14 protein-coding genes are annotated in these 23,483 nt (G+C 58.1%); 12 read left to right on the top strand and 2 right to left on the bottom strand.

Going from position 1 to position 23,483, the window contains the following annotated elements; genetic code table 11:
- The first annotated feature begins 37 nt into the window (after positions 1 to 37).
- From PPUTUW4_RS11030 to PPUTUW4_RS10995, 8 genes are all read left to right on the top strand, one after another.
- Positions 38 to 8,695, top strand: coding sequence for a glucoamylase family protein (locus tag PPUTUW4_RS11030; protein ID WP_015094716.1), 8,658 nt, complete (start codon positions 38 to 40; stop codon positions 8,693 to 8,695).
- A gap of 355 nt (positions 8,696 to 9,050) precedes the next feature.
- Positions 9,051 to 9,773 carry a Crp/Fnr family transcriptional regulator gene (locus PPUTUW4_RS11020; protein WP_015094715.1) on the top strand — a complete coding sequence of 241 codons (723 nt, stop codon included), beginning with the start codon at positions 9,051 to 9,053 and terminating at the stop codon, positions 9,771 to 9,773.
- A 254-nt stretch (positions 9,774 to 10,027) separates the two neighbouring features.
- Positions 10,028 to 10,435, top strand: a complete 408-nt coding sequence (locus PPUTUW4_RS29140) for a hypothetical protein (RefSeq protein WP_126045458.1) — start codon at positions 10,028 to 10,030, stop codon at positions 10,433 to 10,435.
- A 310-nt stretch (positions 10,436 to 10,745) separates the two neighbouring features.
- On the top strand, positions 10,746 to 11,552 hold the full coding sequence (locus tag PPUTUW4_RS11015; RefSeq protein ID WP_015094713.1) for an NYN domain-containing protein: 807 nt from the start codon (positions 10,746 to 10,748) through the stop codon (positions 11,550 to 11,552).
- A gap of 613 nt (positions 11,553 to 12,165) precedes the next feature.
- Positions 12,166 to 12,996 carry a hypothetical protein gene (locus PPUTUW4_RS11010; protein ID WP_015094712.1) on the top strand — a complete coding sequence of 277 codons (831 nt, stop codon included), beginning with the start codon at positions 12,166 to 12,168 and terminating at the stop codon, positions 12,994 to 12,996.
- A gap of 330 nt (positions 12,997 to 13,326) precedes the next feature.
- Positions 13,327 to 13,887 (top strand): tyrosine-type recombinase/integrase, encoded by a 561-nt coding sequence (locus tag PPUTUW4_RS11005; RefSeq protein ID WP_015094711.1) that lies wholly within the window; start codon positions 13,327 to 13,329, stop codon positions 13,885 to 13,887.
- 77 nt (positions 13,888 to 13,964) lie between these two features.
- A complete protein-coding gene (locus PPUTUW4_RS29135) occupies positions 13,965 to 14,615 on the top strand; it encodes a hypothetical protein (RefSeq protein ID WP_144443086.1) in 651 nt (216 codons plus the stop codon).
- A 287-nt stretch (positions 14,616 to 14,902) separates the two neighbouring features.
- Positions 14,903 to 16,276: an IS1182 family transposase gene (locus PPUTUW4_RS10995; protein ID WP_015094673.1), complete on the top strand. Its 1,374-nt coding sequence runs from the start codon at positions 14,903 to 14,905 to the stop codon at positions 16,274 to 16,276.
- 208 nt (positions 16,277 to 16,484) lie between these two features.
- Here PPUTUW4_RS10995 and PPUTUW4_RS10990 read toward each other — a convergent pair whose 3' ends face one another.
- Positions 16,485 to 17,852, bottom strand: coding sequence for a tetratricopeptide repeat protein (locus tag PPUTUW4_RS10990; protein WP_015094709.1), 1,368 nt, complete (start codon positions 17,850 to 17,852; stop codon positions 16,485 to 16,487).
- A 199-nt stretch (positions 17,853 to 18,051) separates the two neighbouring features.
- On the opposite strand from PPUTUW4_RS10990, the gene PPUTUW4_RS10985 reads away from it, so the two are divergent.
- Positions 18,052 to 19,425, top strand: coding sequence for an IS1182 family transposase (locus tag PPUTUW4_RS10985; protein ID WP_015094708.1), 1,374 nt, complete (start codon positions 18,052 to 18,054; stop codon positions 19,423 to 19,425).
- A gap of 373 nt (positions 19,426 to 19,798) precedes the next feature.
- Here the strand turns inward: PPUTUW4_RS10985 and PPUTUW4_RS10980 are convergent, their stop codons facing one another.
- Positions 19,799 to 20,386, bottom strand: a complete 588-nt coding sequence (locus tag PPUTUW4_RS10980) for a TetR family transcriptional regulator (protein WP_015094707.1) — start codon at positions 20,384 to 20,386, stop codon at positions 19,799 to 19,801.
- Between the two features lie 149 nt (positions 20,387 to 20,535).
- Here PPUTUW4_RS10980 and PPUTUW4_RS10975 point away from each other — a divergent pair, with 149 nt between their 5' ends.
- The 3 genes from PPUTUW4_RS10975 (at position 20,536) to PPUTUW4_RS10965 (ending at position 23,431) form a co-directional block, all read left to right on the top strand.
- A complete protein-coding gene (locus PPUTUW4_RS10975; RefSeq protein WP_015094706.1) occupies positions 20,536 to 21,636 on the top strand; it encodes an alkene reductase in 1,101 nt (366 codons plus the stop codon).
- Positions 21,637 to 21,688: 52 nt separating this feature from the next.
- Positions 21,689 to 22,477 (top strand): SDR family oxidoreductase, encoded by a 789-nt coding sequence (locus tag PPUTUW4_RS10970; RefSeq protein ID WP_015094705.1) that lies wholly within the window; start codon positions 21,689 to 21,691, stop codon positions 22,475 to 22,477.
- A gap of 84 nt (positions 22,478 to 22,561) precedes the next feature.
- Positions 22,562 to 23,431 (top strand): alpha/beta hydrolase, encoded by an 870-nt coding sequence (locus PPUTUW4_RS10965; protein ID WP_015094704.1) that lies wholly within the window; start codon positions 22,562 to 22,564, stop codon positions 23,429 to 23,431.
- The last annotated feature ends 52 nt before the right edge of the window (positions 23,432 to 23,483 follow it).

Raw genomic sequence — 23,483 nt, 5'->3', positions numbered from 1 at the left:
AAGCGACCTTCCCTGCGCGGGTCGTACGAAGGAATTCATGCAAAATATCCTGACTCGCACGCTGTCCAGCCTTTGGCGCTCACCGGCCATCTGGCTCAGGTGGAGTGCAGCACGGCACAAGTTCGAGTACGAGCCCATCCTGCGTGCCGACCTGTTCAATGCGCAGCAGATGGCAGACCACGGCATCGTGCTGGCACGCCAGCATTTGCTCGGGCGCCTTTCAAAAAAGGATGCCTTGCTGGGCCGTCTGACTGACAACCAACTGCTTCTGGAACGTAGCTGCGCAGCGCTCAAGACCGTGCAACTGTCCAGCCGACGCCTGACCCCTGCGGCGGAATGGCTGCTGGACAACTTCTACCTGATCGAAGAAAACATCCGTACCGCCAGGACCCACCTGCCCGACGGCTATAGCCGCGAGCTGCCACGCCTGGCCGAAGGCCCTTCGGCAGGCCTGCCGCGGGTCTACGACATCGCCCTGGAAACCATCGCGCACGGCGATGGCCGGGTCGACGCGCCAAGCCTGAACTGTTTCATCGCCTCTTATCAGACCATCACGCCGCTGACCCTGGGCGAGCTATGGGCGATCCCGATCATGCTGCGCCTGGCGCTGATCGAGAACTTGCGGCGCGTGGCATCCCGGGTCATGGCCAACAGGGATGACCGTAACCTCGCCGATGACTGGGCCGATCGATTGATCGAAATGGCCGAGCGCGACGCCAAGAGCGTGGTATTGACCGTTGCCGACATGGCGCGATCGGCGCCGCCGATGACGCCACCCTTCGTTGCGGAACTGGCGCGCCGACTGCACGGACAAAGCGCCGCGCTGATATTGCCCATGGCGTGGATAGAACAAACGCTCGGTGAGTCCGGCCTTACGGTCGAACGCCTGGTGCAGATGGATGCCCAGCAGCAATCCGGTGATCAGGTGTCCATCAGCAACAGCATCGCCAGCTTGCGCTTGCTGGCAGCGACCGACTGGCGCGAGTTCGTCGAGCTGCTCAGCCATGTCGAACAGGTATTGCGCACGGACCCGGCAGGCGTCTACGCGAACATGGACTTTGCCACCCGTGATCGTTACCGCCATGTGGTCGAACGCCTTGCCCGGCATTGCGTGCACTCCGAAACCAGGGTGGCACAAGCCACCATTGAACTGGCCGCGAGCACACAGCCCACGGCCGGTGTAACCGGGCATGTGGGCTATTACCTGGTGGCTGACGGGTTGCTCAGCCTGGAGCAGGCGCTGCACGCCAGCATGCCGCTGCACGAGCGATGGAAGCGACTGCTGCAGAGCGCGCCGTTGAAGTTCTACCTGTACCCTGCCCTGCTGCTGACACTGCTGCTGGCCTGGCCATTTCTCGGCAGTGCCTATCACAGCGGCACGCCATTGTGGAGCCTGGTCCTGCTCGCCGTGCCCGCGTTATTGATGACCAGCCGCCTGGCGATCGGGCTGGTCAACTGGCTGGTGACGCTTACGGTAGTCCCGTCGCTGTTGCCGCGCCTGGATTACAGCAAGGGCATACCAGCCGAGGCGCGAACGCTGGTGGCGGTGCCGACGATGTTTGCCAACGCCGGCGACATCGAGGCCCTGGCCGAAGGCCTGGAAGTGCGATTCCTGGCCAATCGCGATGCCAACCTGCATTTTGCGCTGCTCAGTGACTTCATGGACGCCCCTGCCGAGGTGATGCCCGAGGATGCCGAATTGCTCGCCCTGGCGCGCCAACTGATCGAGGCGCTCAACCACAAATATGCCGATGGCCAGGTCGACCGGTTCTTCCTGCTGCACAGGCCCAGGCACTGGAACGCGACCGAGCAGGTATGGATGGGGCATGAACGCAAGCGCGGCAAGCTCGCCGAGCTCAACGCGTTGCTGCGAGGTAAAGGACAGCTGCGCTTTGCATTGATCGTCGGTGATGTCGCGCCACTGGAATCGGTGCGTTTCGTCATCACCCTGGACACCGATACCCTGCTGCCCCGGGATGTCGCGCGCCAGTGCATCGGTGCGATGATGCACCCGCTGAACCATCCGGTATTCGATGAACAAAGCGGCAAGATCGTCAGCGGTTACGCCATCCTCCAGCCACGCGTGGGGATCAGCCTGCCCAGCACGGCACGCTCGACCTACGCCCGCCTGTTTGGCAGCGATGCCGGTGTCGATCCTTATACCCGTGCCGTCTCCGATGTTTATCAAGACCTGTTCCAGAACGGTTCCTTCATCGGCAAGGGCATCTATGCCGTCGACGCCTTCGAACAGGCACTCGAGGGCTGCCTGCCCGACAACCGCATTCTCAGCCACGACCTGATCGAAGGCTGCTATGCCCGCTGCGGGCTGCTCAGCGATGTACAGCTGTATGAGGAATACCCGTCTCGCTACAGCGCCGATGCCAAGCGCCGACACCGCTGGATTCGCGGGGACTGGCAAGTGCTGTACTGGGCCTTGCCGTGGGCACCGAAACCCCAGGGAGGATTTGCGCCCAACCTTCTTTGCAACCTTGCCCGCTGGAAGATTTTTGACAATCTGCGCCGCAGCCTGGAGCCAGGCGCCTTCCTGGTGATGCTGACATGGGGCTGGCTGGGTTCGAGCGAGGCCGTCTCCTGGACATTGGCGGTGGTCATCCTGGTATTTCTCCAACCCTTGCTGCAGTCGGTACTGGCGCTGGTACAGAAAGCTGCCGATATTCCATTGGGGCAACACCTGAGTGCGGCATTACGGACCTCGGGCCAGCATTTCATGCGCGCGCTGTTGTCGCTTGTCTGGTTGCCGTCCGATGCGTTGTTGAGCTTCGATGCGATTGCCCGCTCACTGTGGCGCATGCTGATCAGCAAGCGCCGCCTGCTGCAATGGCAACCGTCTCGTGAAGTCGAGCGCTCCAGTGGCAACGATCTGTCCGGCATGTATAAAAGCATGTGGATTGCCCCTGCGCTGGCGCTGACTCTATTCGTGGCCCTGCTCCCCACTCTTCATGTACTCGCACTGGCGGCACCCTTGCTGCTGGTGTGGCTGGTAAGTCCGGCGATTGCCTGGTGGATCAGCCTGCCGACAACCCCGGCGGGGTTTGACCCGTCAGTGCAAGAACTGCGCTTCCTGCGCATGCTGTCACGCCGGACCTGGGCGTTCTTCGATCGGTACGTGGGGCCTGAGGACAACTGGTTGCCGCCGGACAACGTCCAGGAGATACCCAAGCCAACCATTGCCCATCGCACCTCACCGACCAACATGGGCATGGCCTTGCTCTCGCACCTGGCGGCCCACGATTTCGGTTACCTGAGTACCGGGCGCCTGCTTGAACGCGTCACTGCCACGCTTGAGTGCATGGCCGGTCTTGAGCGACACCATGGGCACTTCTACAACTGGTACGACACCCAGTCACTCCTGCCGCTGGCGCCTCGGTATGTGTCCACCGTGGACAGCGGCAACCTGGCGGGTCTGCTGCTCACCCTGCGGCCGGGGCTGCTGGGGTTGGTCGACACGCCCCTGTTCGATCAACGCACCCTCAGCGGTCTGGGCGACACCCTCGATGTGCTGCAGCAGGCCTTACAAGACGGGAACCTCGATGACCGCGCCGTGATTGAACTGCGCGCGAAGGTGGCGTCGGCGATTGTCCAGGACACCCCGGACAACCTTCTGCAAGTACTCGATCTGGCGGATGCCTTGGCAATCGACACCGCTGCTGAAGAAGCACACTACTGGCTGCAGGCATTGCAGGCGCAGTGTGCGGATCTGCGGGCAGAACGACTGCGCTTCGAGCTGCCGTTGGCACCCGCCCGGGCACCAGCACCAGCACCAGCACCAGCACTCAGCCTGCGGCAAATGGCCGAGCTCGATTGCACGCTGTGGCAGCCTGCCGATCAGGCGCAAGTGCAGGCGGTACAACGCCTGGCGCGCGCACGAATCAGCCACCTTGAGCGTCTGGTCGAATTGTCCGCGTCACTGGCGAGCATGGACTTCACCTTCCTCTACGATGCTCAACGTGACCTGTTCTCGATAGGCTACAACGCCGACGAGCGCAGGCTGGACAACGGTTATTACGACCTGCTCGCGTCAGAAGTTCGCCTGACCAATTTCGTGGTCATCGCCCAGGGCCAGCTGCCGCAACAGGCCTGGTTCACCCTCGGACGCTTGCTCAGCAACAATCGGGGGGTACCGGTATTGCTTTCCTGGTCCGGATCGATGTTCGAGTACCTGATGCCCAACCTGGTCATGCCCAGCTACGAAGGTACGCTGCTGGAGCAGACTTGCCGCGCGGCCGTAGCCTTGCAGATCGAGCATGGCAACCTGTTGGGCATCCCCTGGGGCGTGTCCGAGTCGGGTTACAACACCCTGGACGCCCACTTCAATTATCAGTATCGGGCGTTCGGTGTTCCAGGCCTTGGCCTCAAGCGCGGTTTGGCCGACGATACCGTGATTGCGCCGTACGCCAGCGCCCTGGCGCTGATGGTCGAGCCGCAAGCGGCCTGCCGCAACCTGCAACGCCTGGCGGCCCAAGGCTCGGCCGGCCGCTATGGCCTGTACGAAGCGGTCGACTACACCGAGGCACGCCTGCCACGCGGCCAGCGCTATGCGGTCGTGCGCTCGTTCATGGCACACCATCAGGGCATGAGCCTGCTGGCCTTGACCAGCCTGCTGCTGGACCGGCCCATGCAGCGACGCTTCGAGTCGATCCCGGCCTTCCAGGCGACCATCCTGTTGCTGCAGGAACGCGTCCCCAAAACCGCCGCACCTTACCTGCATGCAACCCTGGCACCTGCCACAGATGAAAACGGACGCGCGCAGGAAACCAGGCTGCGAGTGTTCGCCGATCCCGGGCGCAAGCGCCCCGCCGTCCAGCTACTGTCCAACGGCCGTTACCACGTCATGCTCAGCAGTGCCGGCGGCGGTTACAGCCGCTGCAACGACATCGCCGTGACCCGCTGGCATGAAGACGCGACCTGCGACAACTGGGGCATGTTCTGCTACCTGCGCGATGTCAGCAGCGGCGTATTCTGGTCCTCGGCCCACCAGCCGACCCGGCACAGGCCGGAAAGCCATGAAGCGATTTTCAGCGATGCCCGGGCCGAGTTTCGTGTTCGCGAGCTCGACTTCGATACCCACACCGAGATCGTCGTGTCTCCCGAAGACGATATCGAACTGCGCCGGCTGCACATCACCAACCGCAGTCGCGTGCGCCGTAGCGTGGAGCTCACCACCTACGCCGAGGTGGTCCTGGCGCCGGCAATCAGTGATGCCATGCACCCGGCCTTCAGCAACCTGTTCGTGCAGACCGAATTGTTGCCGGCGCTGCAGGCCATCGTCTGCACCCGCAGGCGGCGCTCCAGTGAGGAAGCCGTCCCCTGGATGTGCCACCTGCTGGCCGCCCATGGCGTGGACATCGACGCCATTTCCTACGAGACCGATCGAGCGCGTTTCATTGGCCGCGGACGCAACGTTGCAGCACCGGCGGCGCTCGATGGCAATGTCGAGCAGTTGTCCGGCACCGCAGGCTCGGTGCTGGACCCGATCGTGGCCATCCGCTGCCGTATCACCCTGGAACCCGGACAAACGGCGACCATTGACCTGGTGACCGGCATCGCGGACAGCCGTGAGGACTGTCTGTACCTGATCAATAAATACCGCGACCGGCACCTCGCCGACCGCGTCTTCGACCTGGCATGGACCCACAGCCAGGTGTTGCTGCGTCAACTCAATGTCTCGCCGGAAGATGGGCGCCTGTTCGAACAGATGGCCTCTTCGATCCTCTACGCCAATGCCTCGTTGCGCGCGGAAAACAGCGTCTTGATGGCCAACCGACGTAATCAATCGAGCCTCTGGGGCCAGGCGATCTCCGGCGACTTGCCTATCGTTCTGCTGCAGATCGCCACCGTCGACAACATCGAACTCGTGCACCAGATGGTCAAGGCCCACGCCTACTGGCGGCAAAAAGGACTGATGGTGGACCTGGTCATCTGGAACGAAGACCAGGCCGGCTATCGCCAGCAACTCCAGGACTTGATCATGGGGGTAGTGACGTCCGGCAGCGAAGCTTCGCTGATCGATCGTCCCGGGGGCATTTTCGTGCGTCCGGCACAGCAGTTGTCGAACGAGGACCGTACGCTGATCCTGTCGGTGGCGCGCCTGGTGCTGAGTGAAGGCAACGGCAGCATTGCCGAGCAGGTACATCGGCGTCACGCAAGCCCGGCCTACCCGGCATTCGTGCCCACGCTCAAGCGCCAGGCAAAGGCCGCCGCTACCCTGCCCGCCATCGAAGGTTTGCTCCTGGGCAACGCCTATGGCGGCTTCAGTGCCGATGGCAGCGAGTATGTCATGACCCTGCAGCCGGGCAGGCCGACGCCGGCGCCATGGGCCAACGTGTTGGCCAACCCGCACTTCGGTACGGTGATATCCGAAAGTGGGGGCGCTTACACCTGGATGGAAAACGCTCACGAATTTCGCCTGAGCCCCTGGCATAACGACCCGCTCACCGACGCCAGCGGCGAGGCGATCTATGTGCGTGATGAAGAAACCGGGCATTTCTGGTCGGTGACGCCACAACCTTGTCCCGGTACTGGCGCGTACCGCACCCGGCACGGTTTCGGCTACAGCGTCTTCGAGCACGATGAAGACGGTATCCACACCGAGTTGTGGGTGTACGTGGCGCTGGATGCTTCGATCAAGTTCTCGCACTTGCAGATTCGCAACCGTTCAGGCCGCGCCCGGCGCCTGTCGACGACCTGCTATGTCGAGTGGGTGCTGGGCGATCTGCGCAGCAAATCGGCGATGCATGTGGTGACGGAAGCCGACCCCAGCAGCGGCGCATTCTTCGCCAGGAACGCCTATTCGATCGAGTTTTGCGAACGGGTGGCGTTCCTCGATACCGACTCGACCGCCACCAGCATCAGCGGTGATCGCACCGAGTTAATCGGCCGCAACGGCAGCCTCAAGGCGCCTGCCGGACTGCAGCAGGCACGCCTGTCAGGCCGTACCGGTGGGGGCATGGACCCCTGTGCGGCGATTCAGGTGGCCCTCGACCTCGACAACGGTGACGACCAGGACGTGGTCTTCCGCCTCGGTGCCGCCCGGGATACGACCTCAGCCCTGCGCCTGGTTCAACAGTACCGCGGTCTGGGGGCGGCAACCGCAGAACTCCAGGCGGTACGCGAGCATTGGCGTTCGCAGCTGGACGTGATTCAGGTCCAGACCCCCGACCCGAGCATCGATGTCATGGTCAATGGCTGGTTGATGTACCAGGTGATCGCCTGTCGCTTCCAGGCTCGCAGTGGTTATTACCAGTCCGGCGGGGCCATCGGCTTTCGCGATCAACTGCAAGACAGCATGGCGATGATCCATGCCGACCCCGCCAGCGTACGTGGCCATTTGTTGCTGTGTGCAGCCCATCAATATGCCGAAGGCGACGTGCAACATTGGTGGCACCCGCCGCTCGATCGCGGGGTACGCAGTGGCTGTTCGGACGATTATCTGTGGCTGGCGTTGGCGACCAGCCACTATGTCAGCGTCACCGGCGACCTCAGCGTGCTGGCCGAACCCGTGGGTTACCTTGAAGGCCGACCGCTCAATGCCGGGGAAGAGTCTTATTACGACCTGCCGGGCAAATCACACCTCGAAGAAAGCCTCTATCAGCATTGTGTACGCGCCATCGAACACGGCCTGCAGCGCGGCAGCCACGGCCTGCCCTTGATGGGCACGGGCGACTGGAACGACGGAATGAACCGGGTCGGCCATTTGGGCCTAGGGGAAAGCGTGTGGCTGGGCTTCTTCAGCTTTGATGTACTGCAGCAGTTTGCCGTCACCGCCCAATTGCAGGGCGACCCTGCTTTCGCACAGCGTTGTACCCGGCAGGCCGCCTTGCTGCAGGCCAGTCTGGAAGAGCATGCCTGGGACGGTTCATGGTACCGGCGCGCCTGGTTCGACGACGGTCAGGTCCTGGGCTCGGCCAACAATGACGAATGCCGTATCGACTCGATCTCGCAAAGCTGGTCGGTACTGTCGGGTGCCGCCTCGCCAACGCGGCGCCGCACGGCCATGGCGTCATTCGAGCAGCATCTGGTACGGCCCGACACAGGCGCGGTCCTGCTGCTCGATCCGCCCTTCGACACAGGCTCGCTCGAGCCCGGCTATATCAAGGGCTATGTGCCGGGTGTACGGGAAAATGGCGGCCAGTACACCCATGCCGCAGTCTGGGCCGGCATGGCGTTCGCCGAGCTTGGCGACGACATCAGGGCCTGGCGCTTGCTCAACATGATCAACCCCGCCGGCCATGAAGTCGCCAAGCGCCTCGAAACCTACAAGGTCGAGCCCTATGTCATGGCTGCCGACGTCTACGGCACGCCGCCCCATGCAGGCCGTGGGGGGTGGACCTGGTACACCGGGTCGGCCGGCTGGACGTACCGCTTCATCGTGGAGTCATTGCTCGGATTGCAGCGAGTCGGGACTGCATTGCACATCTTGCCGCTGCTGGCGCAGGGCTGGCCCGGCTACACGCTGCGCTACCGCTATGGGGCGACGCATTACCATATCCATGTACGCCCCGGCACGAGCACTACAGCTTCGATCACGCTGGACGGCGAGCTGCTGGGCAACGACACGCTGGAGTTGCTCGATGACGGCACAGAACATCAGGTCGTGGTGACCTGCCCGGTAAAAGCGCAGCAACCCGAAACCCCTGGGTGGGATAGAACCGTCGAAGCCGATCTTGAGCGCTGAGAAGCAGCGCTCTAGGCGGGCCTGGGTTCAGACTGGATGACTCGGGCCCTGGTGGTGCGGCTGCACGGCCTCGCCCAGTTTGATGTGTACGGGAGGGTTGGCAGCCTGCCCGGGCTTGTCATGCAGGGGGACTGGCGTGCTCTGTGGCTGTTTCGCAGTGGGCTTGCCAGGGCCCTGGCGAAGATTCGGGTCAATGTGCTTGCTCATGACAACCTCCAACGTTCGGCGCTGCAGAGGCAGCGTCGCTCCCTTGAGCATCGCAGATGGCAGCAACTGCTTCGGTGCGCTGCCCCGCATAGCGCGCTTTGGAGTAACCTGTCCCCCTCAGGGAATTCTCCCTCGAAGGGTGGCTGATATGTTTGCTGTACCCAAGCCACAACAGAACTACTTGCTGGCGGCGCTTCCGGCGCTAGCGCTGGATCGCCTGCTCCCGCACCTCGAACTGGTCGAGCTGCCACTGGGCAAAGTGCTCTATGAGTCCGGCGGCGCCCTGCGGCATGTCTACTTCCCCACCGACTCCATCGTGTCGCTGTTGTATGTGATGGAGAACGGTGCCTCGGCCGAGATTTCGGTGGTCGGCAATGAAGGCCTGATCGGCGTTGCAGTCTTCATGGGCGGCGAAAGCACCCCCAGCCGCGCCGTTGTGCAAAGCGCCGGGCATGCCTACCGGTTACCCGGCCAGCAACTCAAGGACGAGTTCAACCGCCATGAAGAAATGCTGCTGCTGATGCTGCGCTACACCCAGGCCCTGATCACGCAAATGGCCCAGACGGCAGTGTGCAACCGCCACCACTCCATCGACCAGCAGCTGTGCCGCTGGTTGCTGTTGTCGCTCGATCGCTTGCAAGGCAATGAACTGACCATGACCCAGGAGCTGATCGCCAACATGCTGGGTGTACGCCGCGAAGGCGTGACCGACGCCGCGGGCAAGCTCCAGCGCCTGGGTGTCATCGAGTACAGTCGGGGACACATCAAGATCCTGGACAGGGCCCGGCTCGAGGCGTTGAGTTGTGAATGCTACGCCGTGGTCAGAAAGGAAACCGAACGATTGCTGCCCTACTTTCCCTGGGAGAGGTGACCCGTGAAGGCCTGTCGGGACGCCCCCCGGTCAGGCCACGACGACCGCTTTTTGCTCGATTTCTGTCAGGTGTAACGGGCAGAAAGCGGCGAGCAGCGGACATTCAACGCCAAAATCGTACCCCCATGAGTAAACGGTCCATCCTGCCGCTTCTCGTCGCAATTACTGAACTCAGGTAGCAAAAGATCAGAAACCCGCTATTACGTTAGTAATTGCCCTTCATTCATTGCAGATCGTCACAGGTACGCCCCACGATGCGAAATCCACTTAAGCATTCAAGAGTTCGTTTTGTTTTCTTACTGGGTTTTATCTCAATGGGGCTGACCGCTTGCAGCAGCGACGAGAACTATATTGCATCGACTAAAGAAATCACTCGACCACCTGTCGATGACAGCGACACTTCGTCTGTGCGAGTCACGACCAGTTGGCTAAAACACTCACTTAGCCAAACTGGCTGCCTGGAGCACGCTAGAGCGGCTCTAAAAAAAGCGAGATATTTTGTTGAAGCAGGAGAAAGATCAGTCTATGGGTTGCGTGAAGGTATGACTTTTTCGATTCGCTGCGACTACGAAGGCGTTGCATTTTTTGCAGTTGCTTATCGCCACAGGCCAAGTACTCAAACCCAGGATCGGATCCTGAATGAAATCACCAGGTTATTTTAAGGACTCCAGGCAGGAGGCACGGGGCTCGCCCGCAGCGAGACCAATGCCGGATCTCCTCTCTGAAACAAAGACTTGGTCTAACGAACCGCTATCGAGTTCTAGCTCGAGGCCCTATTGAGTGAGGGTATGACGGTAGGTCCCTTTTTGCGCGTGGGGTGAGACAGGCAGTCGCCAAGATTTTCAATCCTCAGCATCTACCGTCACTCAGTGTAAATTATGGCTGGCAAGGTTTGCCTATGGTTCAACTACCCAATATATCGCAGGGTGTCGGGCATAGACAAAGGACACCGAACTTTCAAGGATGTTGAAGATGGCCATTCACCCTACCGCTGGAGACGCGCGCGTTGCCGTGCTAGTGGATTGCGACAATGTTTCACCCGACGTTTTGGAGCACGCTCTTCGGGTCGGTGCGCAGTTTGGCCGGATCGTTCTGCGGCGCGGTTATGGCAACCATCCCACTCTGGCCAATAAATGGCAGGAAGCTCTGGTCCGCCAGGCCTTCACACCCTGCCTTCAATACCAGTACGCCTCCGGCAAAAACACCTCCGATATCGCCCTTGCGCTCGATGCACTGGAAGCCCTTTTTGATCACAGAGCCGACATGTTCTGCCTAGTTACCAGCGACTCGGACTTTGCCTACCTGTGCCGCAAACTTCGCGAGCGTGGAGCATCAGTGTGCATTGTCGGTGAAGCCAAAACACCTGATGCTTTGCGAAATGCCAGTGATCAGTTTTTCGAGTGGAGCCGTCCGGCCCCCGCTGTAGAGCCAATGGCAGCCACTGCCATGATCACTCAATCAGATTGCTCCCCCAAAATGGGTGCGAGCAAGGAGGAGTCTGCAACTCTCGTAGTTAAGCGCAGGCCCAAGTTTGTTGTAGAGGCCGTGTCGTTACTCGCCAGTGGGGCAACTGAAGGTAAGGTCACAGCAGGCTTACTGGGCGCCTACCTGAAGCGCACCGATCCAGCTTTTTCACCTAGCGTGTATGGGCATTCCGGATTAGTCGACATGATCAAAACCTACGACCTGCTGACCGCGGTCATGGAGCCAGGCGGCCATTGGATGATTGGAATTGCCGCCAAAGAGGGTCAGCCAGAGCTGTCTACCCATGGTAAATAGCTCATGGCCGTCTGCTCCTGGATGGCCAGTGCACAACGCCACCAATCTCAGTAGATCGAACGCATTCATGAAGGCTTTCTGGATAGATCAGACAATGGCTATTGCGCTCCGCCTGGATCAGCCTGCGGCGGCTATCAACCCGATGCGATCAGGCGCACGACGCTGCTTCTCGCCGATTTCTGCCATTACTGAAGGGCTACAATGGGTCGGTTTCAGCCCGTCGTGGAAGGCAGAAATCGGCCGATTCTGTTGAAAAAGTCGGCCCTTCCAGATTGCCCACGTATTGACTGCTGAAAACGCCTTTTTTGCGCGCAGCTACGCGAAATCTGAGCCCGGAATGCTCTGCTCAAAGTAAAGATTTCAATCTCAAGCGCGTACTTTTCTATCGTGGAAACTATGGCCGACTTTTTCAACAGAATCGGCCAAGAGCGGACTATCGAGGTGTAATAAAATTTCATCGATCGCAAAAATTTACCTGTCTGTAGAAATATTTTTCCGTGTAATCATGAAAAGTTGATCGGGGCCGCTCTAAAGTTTTCTATCGCATCACCGATAAATTCGTACACCGACTTGTTCGCACCTATCAAAGAAAATAACGCATACAAGGAAGACCATGAGCGAATTAACTTCTTATTTCACACACGGATTCAACTCAGATCACAATGGATGGGAAAGTTTCTTTCTGTATAACCCTCATCTCGGTTGGTCCTGGAACTACTCATTCATTCCAGAAGACGAAAAGCAACTACACAAAAGACTTCAAGAAGAAAAAAATCCAGCTTTTCCGACAAACATAATTAACTGGGACTCAGGAAATATCGGCGATAAATTCGACTCAATGATAAGCGCAATCGTTGCCATCTTCGACGCGGATGAGGTTACTAAAAAGCATGAGCAATGGAGTAATGCAAACGAGCGCGCGATAGAAGCCGGAGAGTTATTAGCCTATAAAATAAATTCCGCACATAAGCCTGGCGATCACGTCGTACTAAGCGCCCACTCACTGGGCACGGTAGTTTTATACCAAGCTGTGCAGCACATTAGAAAAGACATTACTATTTATCTCTTCATGATGGCCGGCGTCCTTGAGAAACATGATTTGGAATGGCTGCTTTTCACACATAAAAACATAGCACTGACATATAATTTATACAGCTATAATGACCACGCGCTAAATAGTATATTGCCAAAGTTCGAACCAACAATCGACGAACCCATCGGCAATAATGCCATTTCGTCGGACATCCACCCCGTTTGCGATATTAATACCGGGATAGACCACTCAGAGTATAAAACTGACAGCGTCAGGAAAATATTTGTTGAATTTTCCCAGCGTATCGACGCATTTAGAAACAGTCGGCTTGGAAAAATACTCCTTACTTACTTTGGTGACAGATACTTAGACACACCTCCGACGCCCTTAACTCCGAGGCTGTTTAAGTAATAGCTTTATAAAACGAAAACAGGAAAGAATTTAACAATCGCACTGTTAAACCGAGCAGACATTATATCTATTTGTTTTTTATCACGCTCAAGCTCTCATAATAGTCGGCTATTTGGCGCACCTCTTAAATGCAAGCATTGGGATCGACTACGTCCTTTTGTGACCGGCAGAAATGGGTCGTTTTCTGCCCTGGCACGACTAACCGATTTGGGTCGGTTAGCAACCACCACGCACTTTGACTGATCCACCCTTGTCCTCCCTCAACCTGGAGGACAAGCCATGAACATTATTGCTTCATATCGCCATCAGCCTTGAAACAAGGGAAAGCTTGTGGGGCAGAAAGCCCCGCTCCGAGTCAGAGATATCTGGGTCAGACTCCAGCTCGCGGAGAAGACACGGGATCTGGCTCTCTTCAACTTGGCCATCGACAGCAAACTGCGCGCCTGTGACTTAACCAAGCTGCGAGTACGAGACATCGCGCATGGGGAGCATGTGTCGTCACGGGCCATCGTGATGCAGCAGAAAACTCAGCATCCAGTGCAGTTTGAAATTACTGAGCAAACACGAACGGTTCTGGAGGCTTGGATGCATCAGGCCCATCTTCGCAGCGAGGACTTCCTGTTCCCGAGCCGGTTGCATGGCTCAGATCATCTCTCCACCAGGCAATACGGCCGAATAGTCAAAGCATGGGTAACAGCCATTGGACTTGATCCGACGATGTACGGTACTCACTCGCTACGGCGAACCAAGGCATCGTTGATCTATCGCAGGACAAAGAACTTGAGAGCAGTCCAACTCTTGCTTGGTCATACGAAGCTCGAAAGCACTGTCAGGTACTTGGGCATCGAGGTAGATGATGCTCTAGAAATGGCAGAGCAGACAGAGGTCTAATCGTCCACTGCGACGGCCTAGGCCAGGCCGTCGCTATCCGACCCAAGTCGGGCAGTCGGGCGCGTAGTGACAGCGGCTTGTCCGTTGATGGTGATCGTGCCCAAGGATCACCGATTGAAATTGAAGCTATGCTGGAAAAAAGACATCAGATTTGTACATGCCGGACAGCCAGTTACGGTGAAAGTCGAAACATTCTTGTTTTGGTGGCGGAGAAAAGAATGGGTATTAATGCATCAAATCGCTCTAGGGATTCCTATAAAAATTATGCGATAACTAGTGTTGTTGGTTATTTCGGGTTTGTGATTGTTATGTTGTGGTATCAGTTGACATCACAGATTCCAAATACATTGAATGAGTCGTCAGGTGTGCTTTCGGAGGAATGGGTTAGCGGTAAGCTCATGACGAAAATTACCGATGGCGAGGATGTGTATTCGTTCACCTGTGCTTCAAGATTGAGAGGGTTTTCGGAATGCATCACGAAGCAAAAAAGTTCTGATTTGTTGGGCAGGCACGCGAGTGTTTTTTGGTATGACCAGAAAATTTTTCCTGCAATAGAGCAGAGGAAATTGGTCGTTTTGGTGGTGGAGGGGAAAGAAATTATCAGTAGGGCGATGTCGGAAGAGAGGCAGGCTACCGGTAATAAAATTAGTTTTTGGATATACGGTATCGTTGGTTTTTTTGTGCTTAGCGTTTCTGCTTTCTTTTTAAAGAAGGCAAGGCGGAGTTAAAGTTGATCAGAAAACATTAGATGCTATTTCCAGTGTCATGTCTTACCTAAGTACTCCAAAGGGTTCGGCGTCAGTTATTATCGAGGATTAGTTTTGGCATAGGATATCTAACGATTAAGCTAAGGGGCGGCAGCACGCTGATCAGTTCCGACAACCATCTAATCATAGCTGCTCATTTTCTGATCGCTCCGCCCACCGTCTGCTTCTGGCCGATTCTGTTGAAAAAGTAGCTCCCCCGTCTGGCCTGCGGCAAAATTCGCGCATCGGCCAGCAGGGAAACACGCAGTATGATGGGACAGTTATCGAGTGGGCAGGAGCGACTGTTTTACTCGTTCAACCTTGAAGATCACATCCCCGCCAATCACCTTCTGCGCAGCATTGATCGGTGTCTCGATCTGAGCGACTTGCGCCATTACCTCGCCGATTTTTACAGCCCAATTGGGCGTCCTTCGATTGACCCAGAGTTGATGATCCGCATGCTGATCGTGGGCTATTGCTACGGCATTCGCTCAGAGCGGCGGTTGTGCGAAGAGGCCCATCTGAACCTGGCGTATCGCTGGTTCTGCCGGTTGAGCCTTGAAGATGAAGTGCCCAATCACTCGACCTTTTCCAAAAATCGACACGGCCGTTTTCGGGACAGCGATCTATTTCGCTGGCTGTTCAATGAAGTGCTGCGTCGCTGCATGGATGCGGGGTTGGTGAAGGGCGAAGGCTTTGCCGTGGACGCCAGCATCATCAAAGCGGATGCGAGTCGGCAGCGCGGCGTACCGGGAGATGAACAGGTCAACTGGAGCGATCCGGCCCTGAGCACCCGCGCCGTGCGTGAGTATCTTGAGGCACTCGATGAAGAGGCTCTGGCCGAAACGCTACCGAAGCGCCTGTCGCTGACGGATCCTCAGGCTCGCTGGACCGCCGCTCCAGGTGGCCCAGCGTTCTACGCTTACTCCACGAATTATCTGATCGATACCGAGCACGGTGTCATCGTGGATGTGGAACCCACACCGGCTCATCGCACGGCCGAAGTCGAGAGCACCAAGATCATGATGGAGCGGGTCGAGGCGCAGTTCGACATCAAGCCGGAGCGCCTTATTGGCGACACCGCTTACGGAACCGCGCCGATGCTGGCCTGGATGGTAGAGGAAAAGGACATCGAGCCGCATGTGCCGGTGTGGGACAAAACCGAGCGCAAGAACGACAGTTTTTCGAGCAACGATTTCCACTGGAATGAAGAGGCTGAGGAATACCGCTGTCCGGCCGGCAATGCATTACGTAGCGAATGGCGAGCCTTCAAAAACGAGCGTTCGCACGTCACCAAAGCCAACACCATCATCTTCCGATCCCGACAGGCCGACTGCGTAGCCTGTCCAATGAAGGCCAAGTGTTGCCCCAACACTGCGTTTCGCAAGATCGTCCGCAGCGTCCATGAAGCCGCTCGTGATGTGGCTCGACGCATCGCAGCGACGCCGGAGTATGTGCGCTCTCGCCACGAACGTAAGAAGGTCGAAATGTTGTTTGCCCACCTCAAGCGCATCCTGAAACTGGATCGCTTGCGACTACGTGGCATGAGTGGCGCGACTGATGAATTCACGCTGGCTGCTGCGGTGCAGAACCTGCGACGGCTGGCCAAATTTTCTTCTCAAGGGCCACCGGTTACGGGATAGGTGCGTCTGCACAAAGCAAAAAACCTCAAATCAACCCAATAACCGAGCTGCAAAGCTCAACGAAGGGCCGAAAAACCACTCAATGTGGTGAGTAGGTTCTCCGGTGGAGATCGTGCGTGAGTTCAGCCGATCTGCAAATCAGACTTTTTCAACAGAATCGGCCGTTTTCTGCCTGTGGTGACCGGCTGAAACCGACCCATAGCGGTCATCAGTAAGCGTCGTCCTGTAGTAGACGGTATCCCGCAGGCAGCGACTGTAATTGATCAGTGCGCATTTTCCAGGCGCGGTTGATCGGGCTCTCAGGCTTTAATGCAAGGCGCTCGGCAACCAGTGCCTCGGCAAGTGCGCGGTTGCCAAGGCGAATAGCTGCTTCGGTCAGCGTCCATGAGAAGACATCACGCTGCGCGTGACTACCGCCGAAGCGGTTAGCTTTGGCGCGTAGCGGCATCAACGAAGCTATAGCTTGGGCGTAATCCCCACGACCAAACGCCACCAACCCTTCGCACGCTGGCACACCAATCTCTCTACTCATCATGGCTTTGATACCACTGCCAGCAGCGGCCCGCCTCAGGGCATCCAACTGCTGAGCTTGTGCGCGACTGTTTCCAGTACCCACGAATGACATCATCGCGTTCACGTCGTTAAAGGCGTAGAAGCCGTCTTCACAACGGGACTCCCATTTTTTTGGCCAGTCCTTTCCACCGGTCTCCAACGTCATGACTGAGCAGGGAGAGTCTCCAGAGCAGCGCTGATCCATCAAGTAGCTCAAGCGCTTGACCAAATCCACCAGCTGAAATGTCCTCATCAAGAGACGAAGCGCGCCAGCCACGCCATTTGCCTCAAGGAGGAATAGCGCTTTGTGCCACCACAAGTGGAAGGCAAACATGCTATTGGGAGCCCAGGCATTGGCGCTGGATGAAAGGTACTTAGCCCCCTCTTCGCTACGGCCCTGCATTTCCATGACATGAGTGACGGCATGCACTGCCCAACCATCCTGCGGGTTCAAGGCAACAGCCTCGCGACCCTGCTCTTCGGCCTGCCGGTAATCACCTGCCTCTTCCAGGCCAAAGGCATACATCCCTTTCACAAAGCCAAAGCCAGGAACGTCGTTATCCCAGCGCGACATCACACGAGCCACGCGATCACGTAGCATGTGCGAGTAACCTAGATAGAAGTCGCCCAAATGGGCGTATTGCAGTGCCAGCAGATCGCGGGGGTGCTCGATCGAAACACGCCCCCAGATTTCGATTGCCCGCTCCCAGTCGCCGTCGAACCAAGCGCGTACTGCATGGATATGCTGCCGCTCGCGATCATTCGCTTTCGGTGCCAACTGCTCTGCCACGTCCAAGCTCTTGAACAGCTCTGAGTCAAACGCTTTGTCGGTCGCAGTCGCAATCGCGCCAGCACGAAAGGCGTAGGCCAGCGCAAAATCCGGGTGCTCCGCGATAATTTTGTCAGCCGCAGCCAGAGGATCGGCCTGGTAGGCATGCAGCAAGTCGCAAGCTCTATCCAGAGCATCGATTGCCTCCTGCGAGCCATAGGAAACAGGATTGCCACGCTTGTCGCGTTTGCTCATGGTTTCCTCCTGACCACGCCCTGAGGGCATAAATGATCGAGATGTGAAGATCGCTCTCGATTGTCTCCCCGAATTTGGCTCAGAGACACTTTTCCGACGAAACGTGAATGGCTGCTTCTGGCCGATTCTGTTGAAAAAGTAGCTCCCCCGTCTGGCCTGCGGCAAAATTCGCGCATCGGCCAGCAGGGAAACACGCAGTATGATGGGACAGTTATCGAGTGGGCAGGAGCGACTGTTTTACTCGTTCAACCTTGAAGGTCACATCCCCGCCAATCACCTTCTGCGCAGCATTGATCGGTGTCTCGATCTGAGCGACTTGCGCCATTACCTCGCCGATTTTTACAGCCCAATTGGGCGTCCTTCGATTGACCCAGAGTTGATGATCCGCATGCTGATCGTGGGCTATTGCTACGGCATTCGCTCAGAGCGGCGGTTGTGCGAGGAGGCCCATCTGAACCTGGCGTATCGCTGGTTCTGCCGGTTGAGCCTTGAAGATGAAGTGCCCAATCACTCGACCTTTTCCAAAAATCGACACGGCCGTTTTCGGGACAGCGATCTATTTCGCTGGCTGTTCAATGAAGTGCTGCGTCGCTGCATGGATGCGGGGTTGGTGAAGGGCGAAGGCTTTGCCGTGGACGCCAGCATCATCAAAGCGGATGCGAGTCGGCAGCGCGGCGTACCGGGAGATGAACAGGTCAACTGGAGCGATCCGGCCCTGAGCACCCGCGCCGTGCGTGAGTATCTTGAGGCACTCGATGAAGAGGCTCTGGCCGAAACGCTACCGAAGCGCCTGTCGCTGACGGATCCTCAGGCTCGCTGGACCGCCGCTCCAGGTGGCCCAGCGTTCTACGCTTACTCCACGAATTATCTGATCGATACCGAGCACGGTGTCATCGTGGATGTGGAACCCACACCGGCTCATCGCACGGCCGAAGTCGAGAGCACCAAGATCATGATGGAGCGGGTCGAGGCGCAGTTCGACATCAAGCCGGAGCGCCTTATTGGCGACACCGCTTACGGAACCGCGCCGATGCTGGCCTGGATGGTAGAGGAAAAGGACATCGAGCCGCATGTGCCGGTGTGGGACAAAACCGAGCGCAAGAACGACAGTTTTTCGAGCAACGATTTCCACTGGAATGAAGAGGCTGAGGAATACCGCTGTCCGGCCGGCAATGCATTACGTAGCGAATGGCGAGCCTTCAAAAACGAGCGTTCGCACGTCACCAAAGCCAACACCATCATCTTCCGATCCCGACAGGCCGACTGCGTAGCCTGTCCAATGAAGGCCAAGTGTTGCCCCAACACTGCGTTTCGCAAGATCGTCCGCAGCGTCCATGAAGCCGCTCGTGATGTGGCTCGACGCATCGCAGCGACGCCGGAGTATGTGCGCTCTCGCCACGAACGTAAGAAGGTCGAAATGTTGTTTGCCCACCTCAAGCGCATCCTGAAACTGGATCGCTTGCGACTACGTGGCATGAGTGGCGCGACTGATGAATTCACGCTGGCTGCTGCGGTGCAGAACCTGCGACGGCTGGCCAAATTTTCTTCTCAAGGGCCACCGGTTACGGGATAGGTGCGTCTGCACAAAGCAAAAAACCTCAAATCAACCCAATAACCGAGCTGCAAAGCTCAACGAAGGGCCGAAAAACCACTCAATGTGGTGAGTAGGTTCTCCGGTGGAGATCGTGCGTGAGTTCAGCCGATCTGCAAATCAGACTTTTTCAACAGAATCGGCCGATTTCCGCCTGTCGAGACGCCCGGCAATCAACCAGTAGCTGCCGGTGGCGACAGGCAGAAATCAGCCAAAGGCTGACTCTCACCAAGGGCAGCCATCAGCCAAAATCCGTCATTCGTGAGCCGCAACTTTCGCCCCCCCAAATTGACGTTCTGGTCCGAGCATAAAATCGAACTTCAACCGAAAACCACGCTATGAGCAATCCGCCCTTCTAAACCGCTTCCACATCATCGTTCGGCAACGAAGCAAACATTTCAGCGCGGCACACTTCAAGGATCTCATCCGCCAGCGCGGAATCATCCGGGCAGGCTCGCGACAAAATAATCGCGCCGACAGCACGTGACAGCAGGTCGATCATTTTCTTTCTCCCCTCTCCCTCCGAGGCATCCGGCCCCGTTGGATATCTCTCCCCCAGCGTTTGCAGGGTGTATTCGATCCCTTCGGCAAACGTCGTTTTCAAATCATCCGATTGACGCGCCGCGTCGCCACACAACGCGGCCATGGTGCAACCGCTGCCACGTCCGTCCCGGTGTTCCCTCGTCACATAGACGTCGATGAAGCCGGGAACGTCGAGCGCTTTGGCACCTGCCAGCGACTTGGCAAGACTGCAGGCCGAGGCTTCGGCCATCAGGGCGGCCTTCGAACCGAAATGCTTGTAGAAACCTCCGTGGGTGAAACCGGCAGCCGCCATGAGATCCGACACACCCACGCCGTCAAAGCCACGCTCACGGAACAGCCTGGATGCCGTCTCGACGATGTGTTCTCGATTGGCCTGCGCCTGGGCCTTGGTCACTCTCACGTGCAATACCTCATGTTCACTGGGAAATCATGCGGCCAAGCATACATAGATGCTGGTCATAATCAAAGCCGTTGACAGTTTAGATTAAGATCATCATCCTAATTGCACACACCACCGATCTCCATCAACGGGCACGGAAGAAATACCAGATGACCGATCAGAATCTGTTCACCCCTTACACGCTTGGCGCCCTCACGCTGTCGAACCGCATCGTCCTGGCGCCGCTGACACGTAACCGCGCCGGTCAAGGCTTTGTCCCCAGCGAGTTCGCGGCCACTTATTACAGCCAACGCGCCAGCGCAGGCTTGCTGATCAGCGAAGCCACGCAGATTTCCCGGCAGGGCCAGGGCTATCAGGACACCCCCGGGATCTACACACAGGCGCAGATTGACGGCTGGCGCACAGTGACCGATGCCGTCCATGCCAAGGGCGGAAAAATCTTTCTGCAACTGTGGCATGTCGGCCGCGTGTCGCACGTTGATCTGCAAGAAAACGGCGCCGCACCCGTGGCCCCTTCTGCGCTGCGCGCTGCCACCAAAGTATTCGTCAACAACCGCTTTGAAGACGTCTCCGAGCCGCGCGCGCTGGACATCAGTGAGCTGTCGGGGATCGTCTCCGATTTCCGCCACGCCGCGGCAAACGCTGTCGCTGCCGGATTCGACGGAGTGGAGATTCACGGTGCAAACGGCTATTTGCTGGATCAGTTCCTCAAGGACAACGCCAATGTGCGCACTGATGCTTACGGCGGTTCGATTGAAAATCGAGCGCGTCTGTTGCTCGAAGTGACGGCGGCGGTCGTCAATGAGATCGGCGCGGATCGCACTGGTGTGCGCTTGTCTCCGGTGTCGCCGGCCAATGGCGTATCCAGCAGTGATCCGCAGGCGCAATTCGATTACGTCGTGGAGCAACTCGACGCCCTCGGCGTGGTTTATCTGCACATGGTCGAAGGCGCGACCGGTGGCCCGCGTGACGTGGCGCCATTCGATTTCGGCGCCCTGCGCAAGCGCTTCAAAAACACCTACATCGCCAACAACGGCTACGACCTGGACCTGGCGACTTCAAGGCTCGCCGAAGACCAGGCCGATCTGATCGCATTCGGTCGCCCGTTCATTGGCAATCCGGATCTGGTAGAGCGCCTCAAAAGCGGCGCGCCGTTGTCCGCCCTCAATCCCGCCACGCTCTATGGCGGCGGTGCAGAAGGCTACATCGACTACCCGACGTTGGCTGAATCGAGCGCCCCCGCAAGCTGAGTAATCAGTGATCGCGCTTTCTGTTTCACACATCCTCAAAGAGAGATAACCCATGAGCACTCGTCCCGCTGTTCTCATCACTGGCGCCTCCACCGGCATTGGCGCCGTCTACGCCGAGCGCTTCGCGCAACGCGGCCACGATCTGGTATTGGTCGCCCGAGACCAGGCACGTCTGGACGCACTTGCAACCCGATTGCACAACGAACACGGCGTCACCATCGAGGTGATTGCGGCGGACCTGACCCAACTCGGCGATCTGACAACCGTTGAAAGCCGCCTGCGCGACGACGCCCGTATCGGCATCCTCGTCAATAACGCCGGCGCCGCGCTGTCCGGTCACTTTATCGACCAAAGCACCGACAGCGTCGCGCAACTGGTTGCCCTCAACACCACGGCGCTGGTGCGCCTGGCCAGCGCCATCGCCCCACGCCTGGCCAAGGCAGGCGAAGGCGCGATCATCAACATCGGTTCGGTGGTGGGTCTTGCTCCGGAGTTCGGCATGTCGGTCTACGGTGCGACCAAGGCATTTGTGCTGTTCCTTTCCCAGGGCCTGAGCCTGGAACTTTCGCCTCAGGGCATCTACGTGCAGGCCGTGCTGCCGGCCGCCACCCGCACGGAGATCTGGGATCGCTCCGGCGTCGACATCAACACCTTGAACGAAATCATGGAAGTGGACGATCTGGTGGATGCCGCACTGGTCGGTTTCGATCGTCGTGAACCGGTGACGATCCCGCCGCTGCACGAAGCTGAACGCTGGGATGACCTGCAGAGCGCACGTCAGGGCTTGCTGGGGCAAATCCGCCAGGCTGCGGTTGCCCAGCGCTACCAATCCCAACAGTGATCTTTTGGTAGCGAGCGTTCGCGCCGGATTCGATGCAGGCGCGCCAGACACTGCATCGAGTCAGGCTCGCTGTCCGGAGTAGAAATGAATCCAACGAAGACAAATACCCCCTCGGGTTCGCAGACGTCGTTCATCAACGCGACGAACCAGTCGATCACAGTCAACGGCATTCCCTTCGCCTACCGCGACACCGGCCCCACAACCGGTGTGCCTCTCGTACTGTTCAACCATTGGGGCGCGGTGCTGGATAATTTCGACCCCGCGATCATCGATGGCCTGGCACAAACCAGGCGCGTCATTACCACCGACTATCGCGGTATCGGTGGCTCAGGTGGAACCGCACCACTGACAGTCGGCGAAATGGCTGACGATGCCATCCAACTGATGCAGGCACTGGGGTTCGAAACCGTTGATTTGCTCGGTTTTTCGCTCGGCGGTTTCGTCGCTCAGGACATCGCCCTGAAGGCGCCTGAACTGGTGCGCCGTTTGCTTCTGACCGGCACCGGGCCGGCCGGCGGCACCGGTATCGACAAGGTCGGCGCAGTCACGTGGCCATTGATGCTCAAAGGCTTACTGACCTTTCGCGATCCCAAGTTCTACCTGTTCTTTACTTCGACGCCCAACGGCCGTCGATCCGCCTCGCAGTATTTGCAACGCTTGAAAGCGCGCAAGAAAAATCGCGATAAAGGCCCGACGCCCTGCGCTTTCCTGCGGCAGTTGAAAGCCATCACCGCGTGGGGCAATCAGGCGCCGCAAGACCTCGGGCGCTTGCAGGTGCCGACACTGATAGTCAACGGCGACAACGACATCATGGTGCCCAGTGTTAACTCGCTGGCGCTGGCCAACCGCGTCCCCAACGCACAGTTGGTTATTTATGAAGATGCCGGGCACGGCGGAATTTTCCAGAACTACGCTGACTTCGTGGCCAAGGCACTGGCATTCCTCGATGCCTGATAACGCGGCACATCAACACCGAAAACGTACCGCCCCCCCTCCAACCGACAAG

It is taken from the genome of Pseudomonas sp. UW4 (genome assembly GCF_000316175.1).
Classification (GTDB): Bacteria; Pseudomonadota; Gammaproteobacteria; order Pseudomonadales; family Pseudomonadaceae; genus Aquipseudomonas; species Aquipseudomonas laurylsulfatiphila.
Note: the sequence above shows the minus strand (reverse complement) of the source record. Positions and strands in the feature narration are given on the sequence as shown.